An 18,817-nucleotide genomic window follows, 5' to 3' on the forward strand; every position below is an offset into this window, starting at 1 on the left:
GAAATCACTGGCCCGCACGGGCATTGGCGGCCTGGCGCCGGGGACGGGAAGCGTACCGAAAATTCCAGCTGGGTTGCCTCGTGGCATTAATATTACAAACTTGTTGACGATCAGAAGCGACGCAGGCAGGTTTGGTCAGACAATTGGTGGCCACGAGGAAAATACCTCGGGCCTTATCACTAGGGGGAACGATGAAACGTCTCGCTTTCATGCTGTCGGTCGCGCCGTTGGCGCTTTTGGCCATGCCCGCCGCGGCCCAGACAGCGCCAGCCAGCCAGAAATCAACGGACAAACCGGCGGTGGAGGCCTCGGCCGTCGACGAAGTCGTCGTGACCGGCCTGCGGGAAAGCCTGCGGTCGGCGCAAACGATCAAGCGCAATTCCGACGCCATTCTCGACGCCGTCGTCGCCGAGGACATCGGCAAGCTGCCCGACAACACCGCCGCCGAGACCCTGGCCCGCATCACCGGCGTGCAGGTCGAGCGCTTCAGCGACGAGGCCAACCGCGTGCTGATCCGCGGCCTGCCGGACGTCGCCACCACCTATAACGGCCGCGAGATCTTCACCGCCGAGCTGCGCCGCGTGCAGCTGCAGGACTTCCCGGCCCAGGCGCTGGCGGGGATCGAGGTCTACAAGTCGGGCACCGCCGACATCGTCGAGCCGGGCCTGGCCGGCCTGATCAATGTCCGCACGCGACGCCCGTTCGATTTCAAGGACTGGTTCGTCGGCGGCGGCGTGCGCGGCACCTACAACGATCAGACCAAGAAGTACGACCCGAACGGCAACATCCTGGTTTCGGATCGTTGGGACACGCCGATCGGCGAGATCGGCGTCCTGGCCAACGCCACCTACGCCCAGTCGCAGTATCGCAACGGCGTGCGCTACAACAACCAGTGGATCCGCCAGGTCAGCCCCGCCTCCAGCGTCTCGCCGGCGAGCGCGGGCAACAGTTTCTACTATCCGCACTCCGTCGGCCTCTACAACGACGGCGGCAAGCGCTTCCGGCCCTCCGGGAACATCGCCCTGCAATGGCGGCCGAACGACAAGCTCGAGGTCTATCTGGACGGCATCTACCAGGGCTATCGCGGCCGGCAGGCGACCGACAACCTGGACGTCAACCTGCGTGATTGGGATTCGACCGTGCAGGTGGATCCGACGCTGACCAACGTCACGCTGGTTCCAGGCAAGCCTGACCAGGCGGCGGGGTTCACCAAGACCGGCGGCGTCGCGCCCCAGGCCTATCGCTCGACCGGCGCCGACCACACCAACACCTACCAGGGCGCAGTCGGCGCGATCTGGCGTGGCGATCGCCTGACCCTGTCCACCGACTTGGCCTATGAGGACAGCGAGTACGAGGCCCGCAACTGGAGCCTGGACAGCGCCTTCACCACCGCGCCGACCGTCGTCGTGAAGTTCAATGAAAAGGACGGCGCGGCCTTCGACCTCACGGGCTTCGACGCCGCCAATCCAGCCAACTACTACTGGCGCGGCTATTACGAGCGGCACTACATCGCCAAGGGCAGCGGCGTGCAGTGGCGAGGCGACGCCAAGTTCGACACGGGCGCTTCCTGGCTGCCGGAAATCAAGTTCGGCCTGCGCTTCACCGACCGGGACGCCTCGCTGATCCAGGGTGACCGTTACGCCTGGGTGCTTCCGCTCAAGCTCCCGCTGGCCGGCCTTCCCGTTGGCCAGCTGCAGATGGTCGAGGACCCGTTCCGCGGAAACTCGCAGGGCTTCACCCAGTACCTGATGCCGACACGCGACGGAATCGCAGGGAACTTCGCGGGCCTGCAGCAACGCTCCGTCGCAGCCCTGCAGCAGCTCGTGACGCTGAACCCCAACGATCAGGGTTACAAGGACGCGTTGAAGGCGTTCAGCAGCCCAGACGTGCCACTGAACCAGGGCGGCGCCTTCAGCGCCACGGAGCAGAGCTACGCCGAATACGCACAGGCGAAATACGCCTTCGACGTGGGCTCGGTCGCCATCGACGGCGTCGTGGGCGTCCGGGTCGTCCAGACCCTGGGCGAGTTCTCCGGCACCTCGCGGATCTCCGTCAACGGCTCCACCAGCCTGATCCCGCGGACGATCAAGCAGAACTACACCGACGTTCTGCCGAACGTCAGCCTGCGGATCCGGCCGGTCGACAAGCTTCAGCTGCGCCTGGGCTACACCCAGACGCGCACCCGCGTCGATTTCGGCGCGCTGAACCCGGCCCTGAACGTCACCCAGGTCGTGAAGGATCCCACGCAGCCCGTCGATCCGAATTCGCCGCCGGCGCCGAACGCCTACGGCTCTGGCGGTAACCCCGACCTCCTGCCGCTGACGTCCAACAACTACGACGCCAGCGCCGAATATTATTTCTCGAGCACCGGCAGCATCACGATCGCGGGTTTCTATCGTGACCTGTTCGGCTTCACGAGCAACTACACCCGGCGGGTCCAGGATCCGGTCTACGGCCTGATCGAGATCAGCCGCCCGGAGAATTCCGGCGCCGGCAAGATCAAGGGCTTCGAGATCAGCGGCCAGACCTTTCTGGACTTCCTGCCGGAGGCGTTCAAGGGCTTCGGCGTCCAGGGGAACGTCACCTATATCGACGGCAAGAAGCGACAGCCCGCCGCGCTGGGCGGAGGCGGACCGTTCGTCCGCATCGAGGGTCTGTCCAAGTGGACCTACAACGCCGCCGTCTTCTACGAGCGCAACGGTCTGACCGGGCGGCTCTCCTACAACCACCGTTCGCCCTGGGTCAGCTACTATCGCCAGAACACCGACGGCTCGCTGTATACCGGCGTTGGCGTCAAGGCGACCTCCCGCCTGGACGCGTCGCTGAGCTACGACATCTCCAAGCACCTGACCATCAGCGCCGATGTCTCGAACCTGCTGGCCAAGCCGTTCGAGAACTACAACAACTACCAGCCGGATCGGACCTATCCGGTCGATGTCCGCTACGAAGGCCGCTATTACGGTCTGGGCCTGCGCTTCCGCTTCGGCGAATGATGCGAGGAACCGGCCAGCGGCGGCGCCGCTGGCCGGTTCGGCTCTTTTTGAAGTTCAATGAAATACCCGGAGGCCGGGATGCCCAAGTTGGATCGACGCCTGCGGGCCCTGGCGCTGGTCCTGCTGCTCGCCCTGGGCGGCGGACGGATCGCGGCGGCGGCGGACCTTCCGAACACCATCCTCTACGGCGTCGCCTACTACGACGAATACACCCCGACCGACCGGGTCGAGGAGGACGCGCGGATGATGCAGGCGGCGGGGATCACCGTCGTCCGCATCGCCGAGTCCACCTGGGGCACGCTGGAGCCGCAGCCCGGCGTCTTCGACTTCAGCCATGTCGACCGCACCCTGGCGGCCATGCAGCGTCACGGCATCAAGGTGATCGTCGGCACGCCCACCTACGCCGTCCCCACCTGGCTGGCGCGCGAGCACCCTAACGTCCTGGTCGTGACGCCGCGCGGCCGCGCCGAGTACGGCCGCCGCCAGAACATGGACATCACCGATCCCGACTACCGCCGTGCCGCCGAGCGGGTGATCGTCGCCCTGGTCGACCATGTGAAGGACCACCCGGCGGTCATCGGCTACCAGGTCGACAACGAGACCAAGGCCTACGACACCAGCGGCCCCAACGTTCAGGCCGCCTTCGTCGCCGACATGAAGCGCCGCTGGCCCGACCTGGACGCGCTGAACAAGGCCTATGGCCTGGACTACTGGAGCAACCGCATCAACCGCTGGGAGGACTTCCCGTCGGCCAACGGCTCGATCAACGCCAGCCTGTCCAACGCCTTCGCGCGGTTCCAGCGCGGCCTGGTCACCGACTTCCTGGCCTGGCAGGCCGGTCTGGTGCGGGCCCACGCCCGGCCCGGCCAGTTCATCACCCAGAACTTCGACCTGAGCTGGCGCGGCCATTCGTTCGGCGTCCAGCCCGAGGTGAACCACTGGGAAGCGGCCCAGGCTCTGGATGTCGCCGGGATCGACATCTACCACCCCAGCCAGGACAAGCTGACGGGCGCGGAGATCGCGTTCGGCGGCGACCTGACCCGGTCCCTGCGCGACGGCCAGAACTATCTGGTGCTGGAGACCCAGGCCCAGGGCTTCCCGGAGTGGACGCCCTATCCCGGACAACTGCGGCTGCAGGCCTTCAGCCACCTGGCCTCCGGCGCCAACATGGTCGAATACTGGCACTGGGCCAGCACCGCCAACGCCGTCGAGACCTACTGGCGCGGGGTGCTGTCGCAGGACTACCAGCCCAACGCCGTCTACGAAGAGGCCAAGACGATCGGCGCCGACCTCAAGCGCCTGGGGCCGAAACTGGTCAATCTGAAGAAGCGCAACCGCGTCGCGCTCTATGTCAGCAACACCGCGCTCAGCGCCTTCGACTCGTTCAAGATCAGCTCCGACATCGGCTACAACGACGTGATGCGCCCCTATTACGACGCGCTCTATCGGATGAACGTCGAGGTCGATATCCTGTCGCCGACCTCCAAGACGCCGCTGTCCGACTACCAGATGATCGTTGTCCCGGCGCTCTACGCCGCCAGCGACGCCGAGATCGATCGGCTGAACGCCTACGCCAAGGCCGGCGGCCATCTGGTCTACACCTTCAAGAGCGGCTTTTCGGACGAGAACACCAAGGTGCGCTACGCCGCCCAACCCGGCCGGATCGCCGAGGCGGCGGGCGTCCGCTACGAGCAGTTCACCAGGCCCGAGGGCGTGTCCCTGGACGGCGACCCTTTCGCCGTCGGCGACAAGGACAACATCGCCCGCTGGTGGATGGAGTTCCTGACCCCCACCACCGCCACCGTCGTCGCCCGCTACAAGCACCCGTCCTGGCCGGCCTATGCGGCCATGACCCGCAACGCCTACGGCAAGGGCGAGGTGGCCTATGTCGGCTTCATGCCCACCGACGCGGCGATCGAGAAGATCCTGGCCGGCGAGGCCCGGCGGGCCGGCGTCGAGCTTCCGCAGGCGAGGTTCCCGCTCATCGTGCGCGGCGGCCAGCTGTCGAACGGCCGGGCGGTGCGCTACGTGCTGAACTATTCGGCCGCGCCGCAGCGCCTGGCGGGCGGGGCCGGGGCGGGGACCGAGCTGCTGTCCGGGCGCAAGGTCGAGGCCGGCCAGCCCCTCGACCTCGCGCCCTGGGGCGTGGCGATCATCGAAGGGGGCGAGTCGAACCCCTAGCTCCGGAGCCGAAAACCTCGTCCTTCGACAAGCTCAGGACGAGGTTTTCTACTCGTAGGCCTATCCATGGTCCTCATCCTGAGCTTGTCGAAGGACGAGGACTACGCACGGCCTCGAACATCGATCCTAGAACTCCACCTGCAGGCGGGCCTGAGCCACGGTGACGTCGGCGTCGAGCTGCGAGCCGGCGATATTGCGGTTGTCGATCTTGGCCCGGGTCAGGTTCCCTGTCAGGCGGACATAGCTGTAGGGGTACCAGTTGGCCCCCAGCGTGACGCCGCGATAGATCCCGGCGGTGGCCAGGCCGGTCTGCAGCGTCGGCGCCACCACGGTGTTGGCCGCCATGTCGCTGAGGTCGGCGTAGTCGTAGCGGGCCGCCAGCTCCACCGCCCCGAAACCGCCCTTGTCCAGCGGATGGAGCACCTTGACCCGTCCGAAAGAGCCGTTGGGATTGTAGGGCCGGGTTTCGCCGGTCGGGAACCAGCTGACCGCGCCATAGGCGGTGACGATGTCGAAGTTCGGACCGCCGAGGGCCGGGCTCAGGCTGGTGGCGATCCGGTCGACCTTGATCCGCGCGGCCTCGGCCTGCACCGACAGGGCGCGGTGCATCCAGGCGCCTTCCAGGGCCAGGGTGGTGTCGCCGTCGCCGACCGCGCCGGTGCTCAGCAGGGTGGCGCCGGACGCGGTCTGCGGCCGGAAGGCGGTGTTGGCGGCGGCCGAATAGGTGAAGCCGGTCTCGCCGCCGCGGTCGCGCCGCCGCGCCCAGGCGCCCAGGTGCAGGCGGTCGGTCTCCGACAGCCTGGGCGACCAGGTGGCCCGCACCGTGGCGCCCGACCGCTCGACCGCCTGGTTGGGGTCGAAGCCGCCGGTCACGTCGGCCTTGTTGATGCTGTCGCCCTGCAGCGCCGCCCACAGCGACCAGTTGGATCCGGTGCGCACCGCTTCCAGGGCCAGGGTGTAGCCGGCGTCGATCAGGTCGCCATAGGCGCCGCGCTCCATGAAGGTGATCGACTTGAACGAGGTCAGGCCCTCCAGGGAGGCGGCCTTCTGGTTGCCGGCCAGCAGCGAGGTCCGGTCGCTGAGCTTGTATTCGATGATGGCGTCGTCCCAGCCCCAGGCGCCGCCGCTGACCGCGCCGCCTTCCAGGCGATAGGCCCAGCGGCCGGTCTGGCCCTCGACGCCGAGGAACAGCTGGCGGGCGCGGAACTGGCGGGCGTGGTAGTCGGCCAGGCCGTCGCGCTCGGTGGTGGAATCGACCGCGTCCAGCGACATCCGCCCGCGCAGCTTGAAGGTCGCGCCCGTCGCCGGGTCGGTGAAGCGCGGCGAGTTCTCCCAGCGGACCGGCTCGGTCGCCGGTTTGGGGGCCGGCTTGGATGGCAGGGTCTGGATCGGCGCGGCGGCAGGCGCGACCGCGGTCGGGGCGGTCGGGGCGGCGGCCTGGCGCTCCAGCACGTCGAGGCGGGCCTGCAGCGCCTGGATCTGCGCCTTCAGCGCGGCCAGGTCGGGATCCTCGGCGTGGGCCGCGCCGGCCAGGCTGGCGGCGACGAGGGCGGTGGTGGCGAAAAGCCTGCGCATGGCGGAGTCTCCCCGTCTTCGGCGCCGGGCGCCGGAAGCCGGTGGTCGGGATGGGGGACGGGAGGGAGGCCGTCGAAACGGCCTCCCGCGGAAGAAAGCCTATTCGGCCGCGATCGTGGCCGGGTCAGGCGCGGGCTCCGCGTCGGACGGCAGTGGATGACCAGCCAGGGCGGCCTCCAGCTGGTCCTTGTCCAGGGCGTTCTCCCAGCGGCTGACGACGATGGTGGCCACGGCGTTGCCGATGAAGTTGGTCAGGGCCCGGCACTCGGACATGAACCGGTCGACGCCCAGGATCAGGGCCATGCCGGCCACCGGCACCGAGGGCACCACCGACAGGGTCGCCGCCAGGGTGATGAACCCCGCGCCGGTGACGCCGGCCGCGCCCTTCGAGCTCAGCATGGCCACGCCCAGCAGCAGCAGCTGGTCGCCCAGCGACAGGTGCACGCCGGTGGCCTGGGCGATGAACAGCGCCGCCAGGGTCATGTAGATGTTGGTGCCGTCGAGGTTGAAGGAATAGCCGGTCGGCACGACCAGGCCGACGACCGGCTTGGCGCAGCCGGCCCGCTCCAGCTTGTCGATCAGGCTGGGCAGGGCCGATTCCGACGAACTGGTGCCCAGCACCAGCAGCAGCTCGCTCTTCAGGTAGCGGATCAGGCGCAGGATCGAGAAGCCGTTGAACCGCGCCACCGCGCCCAGCACCACCAGCACGAACACCAGCGAGGTGGCGTAGAAGGTCCCGACCAGGGCGGCCAGGTTGATCACCGAACCGATGCCGTACTTGCCGATCGTGAAGGCGAAGGCCCCGAAGGCGCCCAGCGGGGCGGCCTTCATCAGGATGCCGACCAGGCGGAAGAAGGCGTGGGCGATGGACTCCAGCAGGTCGACCACCGGCTGGCCCTTGTCGCCGACCAGGGCCAGGGCGACGCCGAACAGGATCGAGAAGAACAGCACCTGCAGGATGTCGCCGTCGGCGAAGGCGCCGGTGACGGTGGCCGGGATGATGTTGCTGAGGAAGCCGACGATCGTCGTTTCGTGGGCCTTGGCCGCGTAGTCGGCGACCTTGTCGCTGTGCAGGCTGGCCGGGTCGATGTTCATGCCCGCGCCCGGATGGACGACATTGGCGACGACCATGCCCAGGATCAGGGCCAGGGTGGAGAAGGTCAGGAAGTAGGCGAAGGCCTTCAGCACGACGCGGCCGAACTTGCCCAGGTCGCGCATGCCGGCGATGCCGGTGACCACGGTCAGGAAGATCACCGGGGCGATGACCATCTTCACCAGCTTGATGAAGGCGTCGCCCAGCGGTTTGAGGGACTCGCCGAAGGTCGGATAGAAATGGCCGATCAGGGCCCCGGCGGTGATCGCGATCAGCACCTGGACGTAGAGGTGGGCGTACCAGCGGCCGGGGCGCGGCGGCGCGGCGGCGGGGGTCTGCGGGATCATCGGCGGCTCCTGGGCTCGTTTCCTCGCGCGTCTCTGAAGGCGTGGCGCTTGGGCCTAGAGTGCGGGAATTTCACCGCGCGTCGTCGATTTTCTTTTTGTTAAAGTAAATGATTGATTTTATTGTAAAATTCTATTCGAAACCCCGCTTCCGCTGCTCAACCCGTATCGTATTCCGCCCACGAAGATCCAAGTTTGTGTGGTATGTGACACGATCTCTGGAGGCTGACTTGGGATCGTCTTCACTATCGGACACGCCCGTCTCGCGCCGGCGCCTGCTGGGCCTGGCCCTGGCGGCGGGCGTCATCGGCCTGATCCTGGCCTGGGCGGTCGGGGCGCTGGTGCAGCACCGCGCCATGGCGACCCTGCGGTCACGGGCGACGGCCTCGGCTGCGCTGCACGCGGCGGTGCTGCGCAGCGAACTGGACAAGCAGCGGGCCTTGCCCCTGGTCCTGGCCGACGACGCCGACCTGGAGGCGGCCTTGACCAGCCGCGCGCCGGCCCGGCTGGCGGCCCTGTCGCGCAAGCTGGAGGCTCTGGGCGTCCAGGCCCGCGCCGCCGCCGTCTATGTGATCGCCGCCGACGGCGTGACCGTCGCGGCCAGCAACTGGAACAAGCCGACCAGCTTCGTCGGGTCGAACTACGGCTTTCGTCCCTATTTCACCCAGGCGATGCGCCGGGGCCAGGCCGAACAGTTCGCCCTGGGCACGGTCAGCCGCAAGCCGGGCCTCTACCTGACCCGCCGGGTGGACGGCGCCGCCGGGCCGCTGGGCGTGGTGGTGGTCAAGCTGGAGTTCGACGGCGTCGAGGCGGCCTGGCGGGCCATCGGCGAGCCGGCCTTCGTCGTCGATCCGCGCGGCCTGGTGCTGATCACCAGCCAGCCGGATTGGCGCTTCCAGGTGCGCCATCCGCTGCCGGAAAACGAGCGTGCGGCGTTGCGGGAGCAGGGCCAGTTCGGCGACGCGGCGTTCGCGCCCTTGCCCCTGAGGTCGCGCGGCGGCGACGGCGTGCAGCGGACCGACCTGGCCCGCGCCGAGCGCCAGATCGAGACCCTGCTGCCCGACGTGGCTCCAGGGTGGACGCTGCACCTGCTGACCGCCGCCACGCCCGTCGACCAGGCCGCCGCGGCGGCGCGCTGGATCACCGCCCTGGTCTGGATCCTTCTGTGCACGGTGCTGTTCTGGCTGGGGATCCGCCGCCGGCGCATCCGCCTGGCCGCCCAGCGCGAACGCGAGGCCCGGGCGGAGCTGGAACGGCGGGTCGAGGTCCGCACCCAGGAGCTGACCGAGGTCAACCGCGCCCTGTCGCGCGAGGTCGACGAGCGGCAGCGGACCGAGACCCGGTTGCGGGCGCTGCAGGCCGATCTCGTCCAGGCCAACAAGCTGGCGGCCCTGGGCCAGATCGCGGCCGGGGTGGCGCACGAGATCAACCAGCCGGTGGCCGCCATCCGCGCCAACGCCGACAACGGCCTGGTGCTGATCGGCCGTGGCAAGCCGGAAACGGCGCGCGAGAACCTGGTGGCGATCGCCGCCATGACCGAGCGGATCGGCCGCATCACCGACGAGCTGCGGGCCTTCTCGCGCAAGGCCGACGGCCGGGTCGAGCCGACCCTGGTGTCCGAGGTGATCGAAGGCTCGGTCCTGCTGACCGCCAGCCGGTCGCGTCGGCACGACGCGCGCCTGGTCCGCGAGGGCGAGGCGCCGGGACTGAAGGTGCTGGGAGAGCGGATCCGGCTGGAGCAGGTGCTGGTCAACCTGCTGCAGAACGCCTTCGAGGCGGTCGAGCACCGCCCCCAGGGCTTGGTGACCCTGACCGTGCGCGAGGCGGGAGACACGGTGGAGATCGCCGTCGGCGACAATGGACCGGGCCTGGCGCCCGAGGTCGAACGCGGCCTGTTCACCCCGTTCCTGACCACCAAGCCACAAGGCCTGGGCCTGGGCCTGGTCATCGCCCGCGACATCGCGGCGGGCTTCGGCGGCCAACTGACCGCGGCCTCGATCCCAGGCGAGGGCGCGACCTTCACCCTGATCCTGCGCAAGGCCGACCGATGACAGCGCCGGCCGGCAAGGTGCTGTTCATCGACGACGACGACGCCCTGCGGGCGGCCGCCGTCCAGGGGCTGGACCTGGCCGGGTTCGAGGTCACGGCCTTCGATAACGGCCCCGCCGCGCTGAAGGCGTTGTCGCGGGATTTCCCCGGCGTGGTGGTCTCCGACGTCCGCATGCCGGGCATGGACGGTCTGGCGCTGTTCGCGCGCATCCAGGCGATCGACCCGGACATTCCCGTGCTGCTGATCACTGGCCATGGCGACGTGGCCATGGCCGTGGCCGCCCTGAAGGACGGGGTCTACGACTTCGTCTCCAAGCCCTTCCCGATGGAGCGGCTGGCGGCTGCCCTGGCGCGGGCCCTGGAGAAGCGGAGCCTGGTGCTGGACAACCGTCGCCTGGAGGCGGCGGCGACCTTCCACGGGGGCGCCGGCTCGCCCCTGCTGGGTGAGGCGCCCGTCATGCAGCGCCTGCGCGCCACGATCGCCCAACTGGCCGAGGCCGAGGTCGACGTGCTGATCCAGGGCGAGACCGGGGTGGGCAAGGACCTGATCGCCCAGGCCCTGCATCGTGGCGGCCCGCGTCGCGCCCGCCCGATGGTCACGGTCAACTGCGCCGCCTTGCCCGAAGCGGTGTTCGAGGCCGAGCTGTTCGGGGTGACCGGCGGCGCGGCCGGCGGCCGTCCCCGCATCGGCCGCCTGGAGCACGCCGATCGCGGCGTGCTGTTTCTCGACGAGATCGAGGGCCTGACCCCGGCCATGCAGGCCAAGCTGCTGCGGGTGGTCGAGGAACGGGAGATCTGGCCGATCGGCGCGGCCGAGCCCCGACACCTGGATTTCCGCATCATCGCCGCCGGCAAGATCGACCTGGTCGAGCCGGTCCGCGAGGGCCTGTTCCGCGCCGACCTCTATTACCGGCTGAACGTCGTCACCCTGGTGGCGCCGCCCCTGCGCGAGCGGCGCGAGGACGTGCCGATGCTGTTCGGCCACTTCCTGGCCGAAGCCGCCGCGCGCTTCCGCCGGCCGGTTCCTCACCTGACCGCCGCCGTTCGCGACCACCTTCTGGGCCATGACTGGCCCGGCAACGTTCGGGAACTGGCGCACTACGCCGAGCGGGTGGCCCTGGGCCTGTCCTCGGCGATCACGCCGGAAGCGGGGACAGGCGACCAGGCCGACGGCCTGGCCGAACGCGTCGAGCGGTATGAGGCCATGGCGATCCGCGAGACCCTGGCCGCCTGCAACGGCGACGCGCGCGCGGCGATGGCCTTGCTGCGCACGCCGCGCAAGACCTTCTACGACAAGCTGCGTCGCCACGGGATCGAGATCGACGCCTATCGCCCTTCGCGGCGCGGTCCTCGGCCCTGACGCCGCCCGTCCCACGAGAAGGGCAATCCGTCGCAGCCGCATTCGCGTTTTTCGGTCGCCCGTTAAGCCTGGCTGCATCAAGTCGTGGTTTGGTCGGCGGGAACGTAGTGGGGGGCGCCGATGGCGACAATCAGGATCGTCGGCAGGAGCGCCGGTCGCGCGGCCATGGCGATCGCGTTGGTCATGACTGTCCTGACCTTGGTCGCCCTGACGGCCGGCCCGGCGCGCGCCGAAACCCGGGAGGCCCGCCTCGACGCCCTGGGCGAGCAGATCCGCGCCCATCATGGCAAGCTGACGCCGACGCTGATCGAGACGATGGGCCGCTCGGCGCTGGCGGCCAAGGGCGACGCCCGCTTCTACAGCGCCTGGCGGGTGCTGAACTACTACCGGAACAATGGCCAGGACGCCGATTTCGCACGCTGGGGCGCTCAGCTCCGCACGGCCGCGGCGCGCGACGGCGAGCCGAGGCTGGCGGGCATGGTCGAGGCGATGACCCTGTCGGCGCCGGTGCTGTCCGGCCGCGCGGATCACCTGGACGACGCCGTCTGGAGCCGGTTCGACGCCGCCGGGCCCGACGTCCGCCGCGTGGCGCAGCTGGAACGGCTGCGGGTGGCCGTCGCCCTGAGCCAATGGGCCAACGCCTCGACGGTCGGGACGGCGCTAATTCGCGACGTCGATGGCCAAAACCCCCTGACCTGGCCCCTGGCGGCCGAGGCCCACACCCTGCTGTCGACGACGCTGGGCGACCTGGGCGACCATGTCAGCGCCCTGGACCACATGACCTCGGCCGCGGCCCTGGATCGGAAGATCGGCTCGGCGACCCAGGACGCCGAGCGCGTTTACGACCTGGCCTCCATGGCCAGTGCGGCGGGCGAGTACGCCGCCGCCCAGCGGCTGGCCGCCCTGCATGGCGAGGTCATCAAGACGTCCGGCGGGCCCCGGGCGCTGTTCTTCAACCGCTATCTCTGCGCCTCGATCGCCTTCGACCAGGCCCAGTGGCCGCGCGTGCTGAGGTGTCTGGACGACATCGCACCGCTGCTGGACCGGCCCGAGGACGGCTGGGCGGTGGCGGCCCTACGCCTGCGGCTGGAGGTCAAGGCGCGCCTGGGTGACGCCAAGGGCGCCCGCCGCGACTTCGCTCGGCTGCGCGCCGCGCCCGACGGCCTGGGCGCCGAGGACCCGCTGTTCGACCTGTTCAGCGACGCCTACATCCTGCGGGCCGAGAAGCGCGGCCTGGAGGCGTTCGACGTCTATGACCGCTGGCGGCGCAAGGCCATGCTGGCCCTGGACGAGGACCACCAGCACAAGATCGCCGACATCTCCTCGGCCCTGCAGGCCGAGCTGGGCGCCAAGCGTGAGCGCCTGCAGCACGTGGAGAAGGAGGCCGCGCTCCAGCGCGGGCTGAACACGGCCTGGACCCTGGTCGCCGGCCTGATGACCCTGCTGGCGGCCGGCGGCGCGGCCTGGGTCGTCCACCAGCGCCGGGTCTCGCGGCAGCTGCGCGAGGCGCGGGCGCGGGCCGAGGCGGCCAGCGAAGCCAAGTCGACCTTCCTGGCCACGATGAGCCACGAGCTGCGCACGCCCCTGAACGGCATGCTGGGCCTGGCCCAGGCGCTGAAGCTGGAACCGCTGGAACCGGGCGAGCGCGAGCAGGTGGAGTTGCTGGAGGATTCGGGCCGCAACCTGCTGACCCTGCTCAATGACGTGCTGGACCTGTCCAAGATCGAGGCCGGCAAGCTGGATATCGCGCCGATCCCCGGGGACCTGGTCCACACCTGCACGCGCGCCGCCCGGCTGCACGGCGCCCTGGCCGCCGACAAGGGGCTGGCGATCAGCTTCGCCGCGGAGGGTGACACGCCCGCCAGCCTGTCCTTCGACCCGGTCCGCGTCCGTCAGTGCGTCTCCAACCTGTTGTCCAACGCCGTGAAGTTCACCGCCCAGGGCGAGGTGGCGATGACCTTGCGGTGCGAGCCGCTGGCGGACGGCGACGTCCTGGCGACGATCCGCGTCGCCGACAGCGGCGTGGGCATGTCGGCCGAGACCCTGTCCAGGCTGTTCGGCGCCTATGTGCAGGCCGATGCGGCCACCGCGCGCGAGTTCGGCGGCACCGGCCTGGGGCTCAACATCACGCGCCGGCTGGCCGAGATGATGGGCGGCGGCGTCACCGTCGAGAGCCAGGAAGGCGTCGGCTCGACTTTCACCCTGTCCTTCCGCTGCGGCGCAGTCGCCGTCGAGGCGCCTCAGGCCGAAGCGGAGGAAGACGCCCCCGCGCCGTTCGATCTCCAGGGGCGCAAGGTCCTGCTGGTCGACGACCATCCGGTGAACCGCAAGGTGGTCGGGGTGATGCTGGCGCCGTTCGGCTGCGTGGTGGTCGAGGCCGAGCACGGGCAGGCTGCTCTGGACCGTCTGGAGACCGAGGCCTTCGACGTGGTGCTGATGGACGTCAACATGCCGGTGATGGACGGCCTGGAGGCGACGCGCCGCATCCGCGCCCGTTCCGAGTGGGCCGCACTGCCGGTCATCGCCCTGACCGCGGACGTGATGGACGACCAGATCCGGGCCTGCCGCGAGGCCGGCATGGACGACTTCGTGGTCAAGCCGGTGGACATGGCCGCCCTCGTCTCGGCGGTGACGCGGGCCGGCCGGACGCCGGTGACGGACCATGAGGCTGGGCAGGACGTCGGCCCGGGCGCGTCGCGCGCAAGGCGAAGAGCGGGCGTGGCGACAGGCGGGTGAGCGCCCGAAGGCTTCGTGGCGTGGGTCAATCCGCCCCCGGATAGAGGTCGAGCAGGGCGCGGGTGACGCCGTTGGTCCAGCCAAAGCCGTCCTGCAGCGGGTATTCGCCGCCGCCGCCAGCCTTGGCCTCCTCGACGTCATACTTTTCAAGCATCTTGCCGCTGGCCTTGTACTCGCGGGCCACGGTGGCCAGCCAGCGCTCACCAATGTCGCGGGCCAGGGCCTCTTCGCCGTAGCGGCGCAGGCCCGAGACCGCCACCCACTGCAGCGGGGCCCAGCCGTTGGGCGTGTCCCACTGCTGGCCGGTCGAGACGGTGGTGGTGCGCAGGCCGCCGGGGGCCAGCAGCAGGGCGCGGGTCGACGCCGCCACGGCCTTGGCCTGGTCCGCGCTCGCCGCCCCGACGAACAGCGGATAGAGCGTCGCGGCGCTGGGATGGTCCAGCCGGGTGCGCTGGCGCCACTGGTAATCCAGATAGAGACCGCGCGGGGCGTCCCACAGATAGGCGTCCATCGCCGCCTGGCGAGCCTTGGCGCGGCCGCTGAACTCGGCGACGCACGGGGCGTCCGCCAGGTCGGCGCAGCCCTCGGCGATCGCCGTCTCCAGGCCGTACATCAGGGCGTTCAGGTCGACCGGGACGATCGACGTGGTCTGGATGGTCTTCAGGCTCCTGCCGTCGGCCATCCAGCGCGAGCTGAAGTCCCAGCCGCTCTCGGCGCCCGAGCGCAGGTCCCGGAAGACCTCGCCGGCCGGGCGGTTGGCGACTTCGCGCGCGGTCAGCACGTCCTCGCGGTAGGACTCGTCCCGCGGCGTGGTTCGGTCGTCGGCGTAGCGGTTGAGGATCGCGCCGTCGGGCAGGGCGGCGACCCGGCGATGCGCCTGGCCGGGCGCCAGGGTCTTCTCGCCGTCCATCCAGAAGGCATGCTCGCGCCGCATCAGGTCCAGGCGCTGCTTGAACCGCGCCTTGTCGGTCTTGTCCGTCAGCCCGACCATGGCGAAGTAGAACGGCGGCTGCGAGCGGCTGAGATAATAGGTGCGCGTGCCGTTGGGGATGTGGCCGTAGCGGTCGATCAGCCCGCCGAAGTCGTCGACCATGCTCTCCACCGCGTCCTGGCGGCCGTCGGCGGCCAGGCCCAGCATCGTGAAATAGCTGTCCCAGTAGTACATCTCGCGGAAACGCCCGCCGGGCACGACGAACGGCTTGTCCAGCGGCAGGGCGCTGCCGCCGTCCACGGCCTCGACCGGCGGGCGGGTCAGCACCGGCCACAGGGCGGCGATGTGGGCTTTCAGCGTCGTGCGGTCCTTGGACGGCCGGGGAAGCGGCGCGCCGAGCGGAACGTCGAAATTGGCATGCACGAAGCGCTTCAGCTCGGCGTCGGTGAAGGCGGCGTGGGCGCGATAGGCGGCCAGGATCTGGGCTGGCGGGCGCTTGGGCGCGGCGTCGACGAAGGTCTTGCCGTCCGGAAACAGCCTGCGCATCTGCACCTGGTGGAACAGCGCGCCGTAGGTGTCGGCGGGGGAGGGGATCTCGCTGGTCTTGGGCGTCTGGGCCAGGGCGAGCGTCGGAGAGACGAGAGCCAGCCAAAGGGCGGAAGCGGCGAGGACGCGACGATGTTTCACGAAATTCCTCCTTCTCCTCCACTCATCCCGGCGAAGCCGGGACCCAAGCGGAGGTGGACGTTCCTGGCTCAAAGCCGACCTTCAAGCTCGGCTTGGGTCCTCGCCGGGATGAGTGGAAATGAAATCAATCGAACTCAAAACGATAAAAGCGCGGATCGGGTCCAGGGCGAACCCGATCCGCAAGCGGCGCCGCGGGGGAGCGGCGTCGTTCCCGCCGGGCCGAAGCGGCCCCGGCGGATCCCGACCGGACTGGGGGCCGGTCAGAAGTTGTAGCCGACGCTGACCTTGAACGACCGGCCCAGGATCGGGCGGGCGTTGGCGCCGCTGGTCGAGCGCGGGTCGCCCTCGGTCAGGCCGTGGCTGTCGGTCAGGTTGTCGGCCGAGACCTGGACGGTGAAGTCGTTGACGTCGAAGATCGCGCCCAGGTCGACCTTGGTGTAGCCCTTCAGCACCTGGGTGTTGGCGTTGTCGGCGAAGCGGTCGTCCACGGCGCTGACCGTGCCGTAGAAGGTCGATTCCACCGAGCCCAGGGTCACGTCGTAGCTGGGGGTGAAGCGGATCATCCAGTCGGGCTGGCGCTGGGCGCTGTTGCCCTTGTTGCCGGGGATCGACGACTTGACGATCTCGGTCTTCTGGAAGGTGCCGTTCAGGGCCAGGGACAGGCCGAAGTCCGAGCGCCAACGGCCGTCCAGCTCGACGCCGTGGGCCTTGTTGCTGTTGCTTTCCTGGATGCCGCCGACGTCGGCGAACTTGGCGCCCTCGAACTTGTTGGCGAAGCCGGTGGCGTAGAGCTCGAACGGACCGCTGCGCAGCTTGTAGCCCAGCTCGTACTGGTCCACCGACAGGGTGTCGGTCAGGCCCTCGCGGAAGTTGTCGAAGCTGGGGAACTTGTAGCCGCGCGAATAGCGACCGAACACGCCCGAGACGGCGTTGATGTCGTAGTTGACCCCGACGGTGTAGCTGGTCTTGCTGTTGCTGTAGTCGGTGGCGCGCAGGGCCAGGCCGTCGGGGAAGCCGGGGCCGTCATCGACCACGTAGTCGGTCTGGAACCGCTCGCGGCGCACGCCCAGGTCGATGCGCAGGGGATCGATCACCTGCCAGGAGTCGGCCAGGTAGAAGGCGTCCACCCGCCCGTCGCCGGCCGAGGTCAGGCCGAACTTGAAGCAGCTGGAGGTGCTGCCGGCCGCGGCCAGGTCGGCGCAGGTGACCGGAGCGGCCAGGTAGTCGCCGTTGGCCTTGACCTGCATCGGCTCGACATTGCCGATGGTCCAGAAGTCGTCGGACTTGAAGCTGGAGGCGTAGTAGCCGGCAGACAGCTGGTGGGTCCCCACCGTCTTGGCGATCGACAGGTCGTTGGTCACAGCCTTGATCTTCTTCTCGACGATCCAGGCGCCCCAGTTCTGGACGTAGTCGTTGGCGCCCAGGGCGGTCCCGCCGCGGGTGGTGATCGCGCCGGGGACCACGGTGTTCAGCGAGGCCACGGTGATCGCCGCCCCGTCGGGCACCAGGCCGTAGGTGTCGGCGTCGCCGTCGGTCAGGCTGAAGCGGTCGCGCACCTGCCAGCCGTCGCCGAACTCGTGCTCGAAGCTGCCGCCGGCCACATAGCCCTTGAAGCCCCGGCCGTCGGCCAGGTCGAAACTTCGGGTCGCGCCGGCGGCGTTGACCTGCAGGGTGTGGAAGCGGCTGGCCTCGCCCAGCTGGGTGTAGGTTCCCTTGTCGACGCCGGGCACGTTGATCGCGAACGGCAGGTACCAGGCGCCGTGGTCATCGGTGTAGCGGGCGTAGAGGTTCAGCTTCCCCCGCTCCATCCGCTTGGTGATGTTGACGGTGAACTGCTGGCCCACCTCGCTGTCGAACTGGGTGTCGCGCACGCCCGGCGAGGTGGTCGCATAGCCGCCGACCATGAAATAGAGGTCGTCGGCCAGCTTGCCGCTGAGCAGGCCGTCGACGCGGCGCAGGTCGTAGTCGGAGGCGGTCAGCTTGACCAGGCCGTGGGTCTCCTCGCCGCCCTCCTTGAGCTGGAAGTTGGTGGTCAGGCCCGGCTGGCCGTTCGAGAAGATCGGGTTGGGGCCGCCGCGCAGGGCCTCCATCCGCGAGATCGTCTCGTCGACCCGGAAGATCGAGCTGTTCTCCAGGAACGACAGGGTCGAGGGCGGATAGATCGGCGAGCCCTGCAGCTGGATGGTCAGGAACTCGGCGTCGCCGGTGGCGGGGAAGCCGCGCACGAAGACGTTGGCGCCGGCCACGCCGCCCGAGGTCTCGACCCAGACGCCCGGCACCAGGGTCAGCAGTTCGGCGGTGCTCTTGGGCGAGGCCTTGGTGATGTCGTCGGCGTTGACCGTCGTCACTGCGAAGCTGGCGGCCAGCTTGTCGATGCCGCGGCCGCCGGGGGTGCCGACCACGATCAGTTCGTCGACCTGGGCGGGCGTTTCCGGCGTGGGCTCGACGGCCGTGGCGGGCTGGGCCTCGGTCTGGGCGCTGGTGGCCACCAGCAGGGTCTTGGCGCGGATGGCGTAGACGCCGCTGGCGGTGGGCTGGGCGCTGAGGCCCGTGCCGTGCAGCAGGCGCTTGAGGCCTGCCTCGGCGGTGAAGGCGCCGGTCAGGGCCGGGGCGCGCTTGCCGCGCACGCTGGCCTCGTCATAGGCCAGCTGCTGGCCCGACGCCTGGCCGAAGGCCCGCAGGGCGCCGCTCAGATCCTGGGCGGGAATGTCGAAGCTGTAGGTGGCCCGCTGCTGTTGGGCGTGGACGGCCGCGGGGGCAGCCAGCAGCATCAGGGCGGCGGCGGCGGTGGAGCCCCAGGCGAGGCGGCGGTCGAAGGATCTGCGCATTGGTCTTCCCTCCCAAGCGCGCCGACGTTGATTGCGGCGC

Annotated in this window: 9 protein-coding genes; 5 read left to right on the forward strand and 4 right to left on the reverse strand. The window is 69.5% G+C overall.

Going from position 1 to position 18,817, the window contains the following annotated elements; all coding sequences use genetic code 11:
• The first annotated feature begins 191 nt into the window (after positions 1-191).
• Positions 192-2,993 (forward strand): TonB-dependent receptor, encoded by a 2,802-nt coding sequence (locus EV278_RS04695; protein ID WP_243692080.1) that lies wholly within the window; start codon positions 192-194, stop codon positions 2,991-2,993.
• A 78-nt stretch (positions 2,994-3,071) separates the two neighbouring features.
• The gene (locus tag EV278_RS04700) at positions 3,072-5,174 is read left to right on the forward strand and encodes a beta-galactosidase (RefSeq protein WP_132087253.1); all 2,103 of its coding nucleotides are present in this window, start codon (positions 3,072-3,074) and stop codon (positions 5,172-5,174) included.
• Positions 5,175-5,300: 126 nt separating this feature from the next.
• Here the strand turns inward: EV278_RS04700 and EV278_RS04705 are convergent, their stop codons facing one another.
• Together EV278_RS04705 and EV278_RS04710 are read right to left on the reverse strand one after the other, a co-directional pair.
• Positions 5,301-6,749 (reverse strand): porin, encoded by a 1,449-nt coding sequence (locus EV278_RS04705; protein WP_132087256.1) that lies wholly within the window; start codon positions 6,747-6,749, stop codon positions 5,301-5,303.
• A 99-nt stretch (positions 6,750-6,848) separates the two neighbouring features.
• Positions 6,849-8,189 carry a dicarboxylate/amino acid:cation symporter gene (locus EV278_RS04710; RefSeq protein ID WP_132087259.1) on the reverse strand — a complete coding sequence of 447 codons (1,341 nt, stop codon included), beginning with the start codon at positions 8,187-8,189 and terminating at the stop codon, positions 6,849-6,851.
• Positions 8,190-8,416: 227 nt separating this feature from the next.
• On the opposite strand from EV278_RS04710, the gene EV278_RS04715 reads away from it, so the two are divergent.
• The 3 genes from EV278_RS04715 to EV278_RS04725 all read left to right on the forward strand — a co-directional run bounded on the left by EV278_RS04715 (position 8,417) and on the right by EV278_RS04725 (position 14,331).
• Positions 8,417-10,237 carry an ATP-binding protein gene (locus EV278_RS04715; RefSeq protein ID WP_243692081.1) on the forward strand — a complete coding sequence of 607 codons (1,821 nt, stop codon included), beginning with the start codon at positions 8,417-8,419 and terminating at the stop codon, positions 10,235-10,237.
• On the forward strand, positions 10,234-11,595 hold the full coding sequence (locus tag EV278_RS04720; RefSeq protein ID WP_132087264.1) for a sigma-54 dependent transcriptional regulator: 1,362 nt from the start codon (positions 10,234-10,236) through the stop codon (positions 11,593-11,595). The genes EV278_RS04715 and EV278_RS04720 overlap by 4 nt, the downstream gene beginning before the upstream one ends.
• A gap of 183 nt (positions 11,596-11,778) precedes the next feature.
• Positions 11,779-14,331 carry a response regulator gene (locus EV278_RS04725; RefSeq protein ID WP_243692082.1) on the forward strand — a complete coding sequence of 851 codons (2,553 nt, stop codon included), beginning with the start codon at positions 11,779-11,781 and terminating at the stop codon, positions 14,329-14,331.
• A gap of 25 nt (positions 14,332-14,356) precedes the next feature.
• On the opposite strand, the gene treF is transcribed toward EV278_RS04725, so the two are convergent.
• Both treF and EV278_RS04735 read right to left on the reverse strand, forming a co-directional pair.
• On the reverse strand, positions 14,357-15,949 hold the full coding sequence (treF, locus tag EV278_RS04730; RefSeq protein WP_132087270.1) for an alpha,alpha-trehalase TreF: 1,593 nt from the start codon (positions 15,947-15,949) through the stop codon (positions 14,357-14,359).
• Positions 15,950-16,209: 260 nt separating this feature from the next.
• On the reverse strand, positions 16,210-18,777 hold the full coding sequence (locus tag EV278_RS04735) for a TonB-dependent receptor (RefSeq protein WP_132087273.1): 2,568 nt from the start codon (positions 18,775-18,777) through the stop codon (positions 16,210-16,212).
• Positions 18,778-18,817: the final 40 nt, after the last annotated feature.

This window comes from Caulobacter sp. BK020, from assembly GCF_004342605.1.
Lineage (GTDB): Bacteria > Pseudomonadota > Alphaproteobacteria > Caulobacterales > Caulobacteraceae > Caulobacter.

Bases quoted from the DNA above. Each gene is read 5' to 3' on its own strand.
- EV278_RS04695 (WP_243692080.1), top strand. From the start codon at position 192: ATGAAACGTCTCGCTTTCATGCTGTCGGTCGCGCCGTTGGCGCTTTTG.
- EV278_RS04700 (WP_132087253.1), top strand. From the start codon at position 3,072: ATGCCCAAGTTGGATCGACGCCTGCGGGCCCTGGCGCTGGTCCTGCTG.
- EV278_RS04705 (WP_132087256.1), bottom strand. From the start codon at position 6,749: ATGCGCAGGCTTTTCGCCACCACCGCCCTCGTCGCCGCCAGCCTGGCC.
- EV278_RS04710 (WP_132087259.1), bottom strand. From the start codon at position 8,189: ATGATCCCGCAGACCCCCGCCGCCGCGCCGCCGCGCCCCGGCCGCTGG.
- EV278_RS04720 (WP_132087264.1), top strand. From the start codon at position 10,234: ATGACAGCGCCGGCCGGCAAGGTGCTGTTCATCGACGACGACGACGCC.
- EV278_RS04725 (WP_243692082.1), top strand. From the start codon at position 11,779: ATGACTGTCCTGACCTTGGTCGCCCTGACGGCCGGCCCGGCGCGCGCC.
- EV278_RS04735 (WP_132087273.1), bottom strand. From the start codon at position 18,777: ATGCGCAGATCCTTCGACCGCCGCCTCGCCTGGGGCTCCACCGCCGCC.